Source organism: Cupriavidus sp. WGlv3 (assembly GCF_023952475.1).
Lineage (GTDB): Bacteria > Pseudomonadota > Gammaproteobacteria > Burkholderiales > Burkholderiaceae > Cupriavidus > Cupriavidus phytorum.
The window spans coordinates 1-4,595 of record NZ_JALHRX010000059.1; the positions used below are offsets into that span (position 1 = coordinate 1).

The following is a 4,595-nucleotide window of genomic DNA, read 5'->3' on the forward strand; positions in this document are numbered from 1 at the left end:
CTACGACCTGTTCCACGTTGTTGCCAAAGACGCGAGGTCATCGATCAGGTCCGGGTCGATCAGGCCAATCAACTCAGGCATGACCGACCCACCCGACGTCTCTTGAAGTCCACACGCTTGCTGCTGCCTAATCGCAGCAATCTGAGCGCCGGCCAGGCGGTCCATCTAAATGAGATTTTGGCCGCGACCCGGTCGCTGATGACCGTCTACATTCTGCGCGACGACCTCAAGCGCCTGTGGTTTTACCGTCGGCCTGGATGGGCGCAGCGGGCATGGAGCGACTGGTTTGAACAAGCGCAGCAAAGCGGCGTCGACCCATTACAGCAGTTCGCGCAACGCCTGAGCGTATTGGCACGGCATTGTGGCCCGATGCCGCCATGCGCTGAACATTAGCGTCGTCGAGGGCATTAACAACACTATCAAAATGATCAAGCGCCGGGCCTACGGATATCGCGACGAGGAATACTTCTTCCTCAAGATCCGGCGCAGCCTTCCTCGCTATTCCTCGATGAACCAAAAAATCACTCTATCGCATGAAACAGCGCAAAGGAAGATGCTTAGGCCCACCGACGAAGCTGGATGCGACCATCTCGAGCTCCCCAGCTGACTCCACGCGTTCAAGGCGCGGTATCATTTCCTCAAACAGGATGCGCATTTCCATCTTGGCCAAGTGCTGGCCCAGACAAATATGAGGCCCTGTTCCAAATGCCAGATGGTGGACTTCCTTTCGATCAATGCTGAACTCGAATGGTTTATCAAAGACATCTTCATCTCGATTCGCCGAGCCGTAGCACAGCATTATCCAATCGCCTTTGTGAACTGTGCGTCCTCGGATCTCCGTATCCGCAGACGCGGTACGCATGAAGTGGCTCACCGGTGACGCAAAGCGCACCGCCTCGTCGACAAATTGCGGAATCAGCGCCGCATCGGCTTGTAGTCGAGGAAGCAGATCAGGGAACTGGCTAAGTGCCCACATTGCGATCGCGGAGGACGATGATGTGGTATCGTGTCCCGCCGTGGCAATAATAATGTAGTAGCCCAAGCGGTTGGCATCGCTAATCGGTTCACCATTTACGACCGCGTTGGAAAGCAATGTTGCCATATCGTTACGTGGACTCGTCCTTTTGTCCGATGTCAGCTTATCGAAATAATGCCGAAAGTCTTCTACTACTGCTAGTAGGTTCTTTGCCAAGACATCTTTACCCGAAGCGACCTCTGCCTTCCCTCGATTGAGTTCTGGATCTTCCCCACCAAACAATTCTTGCGTCAGGACCAACATTTTGGCCTCATCTTCAGAGGGAATTCCTAGAATGTCCATTATTACATGCAAAGGATAATATAGCGCAATATTTCTAGAAAAATCTATGACCTCCCCTTCGTAATGCGCAAGTTTGTCAACACAGCAACGGGCCAGTCGTCGGATACGCTCATCCAGATTGAGCAGGCTGTCAGGCATAAACCATGACTGCGCCAGCGCGCGCATCTTCTTGTGCTCATCACCATCGAACTGAACTAGCGCCTTGACAATATGCGGAGACCCAGTGACCGAAATTATATAGTCGATTGCGGCTTTTGGTCGGCAAACAACAGAATAGTCACCGTTGCGAAATAGGCTGCTGTCACGTGAAATGGCGCTGACATCGGCATACTTCGTTGCAACCCAGAATGGGTCGAAGCCCTCAATAACGGCACGACCGAATGGATTGTTGGCACGAGCCCACGTATAGACGGAGTGCAATAGCTCACGGTCTGAGTAAGTCTTTGGGTCAACCAAAAGCTTCGCGATGTCATCGGGGAGATCGAAATTCGAGGTGGTGGTAATTGGGGCCAAGATAAACATACTCCAAAGATAGATTCAAGATCGCGCGAAGCCATTCCAATGCTTCCGATAATGATTGGTAAATTTTCTATATTGAATCGATCATAAACACAATCAAACAAGTAGAGCGGCATCGAGTAATGGCGCTAATGGTCTGTAATTTGACGATGAAAACTGGTGCTACGCCTCTACTAACCGGCATCAGATGCTCTTGTTGCTTACCGCGACAGATTACTGAGGGGATACACTAAAGCAAAAGTGGGATAAAGATCGTTATGGCCCAGCCACTTGTGGCGGGCTCTTTACTCGTAACGAAGGTAACCACACTCCCCGGGACGGCGATCTTATTACGACGCCACGTACCGTTACGTGGCGACGACTTACCAATCGCGCCTCAGTCAATGGTACACCTTCCAGTTCCCAGCTTTCATGGGTCGCTGTCTCAAGTATGATCTTTGGGAAGGGCTCATTGCCCTTGATGTAGATCTCACCGACCAACGTCAGATGCTGTCCCTCGGTTGGTCCCACAGCGCATGCAGCAACGCTAAGGGCAACTAGCAAAGCAATCATGTGAGTCATAGGTCCATAGAAGATGTGGTTGACGGCACTCTCTTCGCATCATTGAATCACGACGGACAGTGAGGAGTGGGGCGGAATCTTCACCGTTTCGCTATACATACCTTTCACATGCTCCCGGACTACTGGCACGTTGGCATAGGGGTGGAGCTCCGCGGGCACCATTGAGAACTGACTACGATCATTTAGAAATGCGCCCGTGTTAATTTCAGGCAACACGAATCCGTCTTCCTCCCGCAAAGGAAAGCCAAAGCCGACTGGGGCGGGTTCCTTCATTAGTGCACCTGATGTCGCGGCAAAGTGGCGAAATTCCTGTTGGAAGCCGGAGGTTGCTGCCGTGTCTCGAACTGAAGATTCGAGAACCGCCATCGAATCAGTGCTGCTAACGTTGGTAAGAAGATGCTTGTAAAAGCGCAGTCCGAGATGACGGTTGAGAGATCCACCGAGCGATCCCCAGATTGAATATCCGTTGCCAGGGGAGACGAAATCGCCTGCTAGCGTGTCGAGAACCGCTTGACTCACCTTTGTTGGATCGATTTCAGTTGTCTCTACCCAGAAATTGACAATGGTGCCGTCAGCTGTCATGAGTTTACGAACCAATGTTGTGGAGCGAGTCGTATCGTCCGCTAGATACCAGATTTTCACACTACCGTTATCCAGTCTACTAGGCGACAAAGAATAGCGTGGAGCATAACTTTGCTCTTTGGCGTGCACTCTCCATCCGTCTCGATTAAAATTCGATATTCTGCTCTTAAGCGCTTCCGTGCTGTCATCCAATCGTAGTTGCTCGGCCACGAAGGAATAGTTCCGCGCCGCCACAGCAATTGTCGGCATAACTTGTGGAGTTCCGGTTTGATTAGTGAAAACGAGCGTTACATCCTGCCCGTTCAGCCCTGAGATGCTGATGGGAACTTCCACAGCCGAGGATGTGCTATTAACGCTTTCCCAAACACCTATGCCGCTACCAGAATTGGTGTGTGCGTCCAGCGCCCTGCAGTTCGAGCAGCTCTTCTCGACCGGAGCCGAGGTGGTGGTGGTCATCGTCTGCGGGTCGGGCGAGGCCGTGGGATCATCACCGTCACCACCGCAAGAGGCTAGCATGATAGATATCAGCGCTGCCTGAGCTATGCTCCGAAAAAAATGCAACACGCGCTGCTTGTACGTCATATATCTTCGCTCCTTTCGCGATGCGTTTTTTGTAGCATTTGCGGGTAATTCCTAACGCAATGATGCCGACTGTCATTCTATATATTTCTGAATTTAGTATGAGATGTCATTCGACCGTGGTGAGACACGTCATGTTAGCATGTAGTAGCATCCAGCGAAATCTATGCCACTCAGTGTAGATTGGCAAATTGTGATTGCCACTCTGCAAGTGGTGTATGAATTTTTTCGCAATGCGGTAGAATTGGAATTCAAGCCGACAATTCGCGCCATCACTTTGTTCATTTCGTGACGCGCAATTACCGGGGGTCTCGTAGGCATCGATTTGGCCCGTTTCGCACGAGGAAACTCGATAAATAGGCGCGCATTGACGCTTGTCAAGCTATGTCGCTGCTGTCGATGCCAGCATATTCGTTGTACTAGGTGAGTCGATGTTTGAGTTCTGCGTTCAACATCCAAGTGGAATCGAAAAAGCGGCTTACGCAATGCAAGATACAAAAATTCCGCACAATCCGAGAAGGTGGAACATGACATACAACATATTAGCTTTACTGCCATCACTATTGCCCGCGGCAATAGCATGGGCAAAGAGCATGACCGACCCTGTAATTCGGAACGGGAGCGCTCTAACCGAACAAGGTCTATCGGTCGCTAGTGCCGTTGGTGTTGCTATGCCGGAACGCATCCATATCGCAATGGTCGATAGTCTCCCGATGCCCCAAGATGAAACACTACGAAACGTAGTCTGCTCAACAGGATTGTTCGGTCCGGATACGGTTGGATTGACACTGGGATACGCCATATTGATTGCGGAAGGTCATGCTACACGGCGCTTGCTTACACATGAGTTCCGGCATGTTCATCAGTATGAAAAGGCTGGTTCAATTGAGAAATTTCTCCTTGCATACCTAGCCGAAATTGCGACCTTTGGCTATTTTGATGCACCGCTTGAAATTGACGCGCGCGACCACGAACTGCATTGAGACGGAGATTCGCCCCTGCAGGCATGGCGAAATAATAATGGCCACGTCTACCC

Annotated in this window: 3 protein-coding genes and 1 pseudogene; 2 read left to right on the forward strand and 2 right to left on the reverse strand. The window is 51.1% G+C overall.

The window, feature by feature from the left end; genetic code table 11:
• A pseudogene (locus tag MKD38_RS30150) lies at nucleotides 1-496 on the forward strand (transposase); the annotation flags it as partial.
• A 30-nt stretch (nucleotides 497-526) separates the two neighbouring features.
• Here the strand turns inward: MKD38_RS30150 and MKD38_RS30155 are convergent.
• Nucleotides 527-1,840, reverse strand: coding sequence for a cytochrome P450 (locus MKD38_RS30155; RefSeq protein ID WP_012354727.1), 1,314 nt, complete (start codon nucleotides 1,838-1,840; stop codon nucleotides 527-529).
• A gap of 597 nt (nucleotides 1,841-2,437) precedes the next feature.
• Nucleotides 2,438-3,562, reverse strand: a complete 1,125-nt coding sequence (locus MKD38_RS30160) for a M30 family zinc metallopeptidase (RefSeq protein WP_012354729.1) — start codon at nucleotides 3,560-3,562, stop codon at nucleotides 2,438-2,440.
• 524 nt (nucleotides 3,563-4,086) lie between these two features.
• Between MKD38_RS30160 and MKD38_RS30165 the strand changes: the two genes are divergently transcribed.
• A complete protein-coding gene (locus MKD38_RS30165) occupies nucleotides 4,087-4,542 on the forward strand; it encodes a hypothetical protein (RefSeq protein ID WP_012354731.1) in 456 nt (151 codons plus the stop codon).
• Nucleotides 4,543-4,595: the final 53 nt, after the last annotated feature.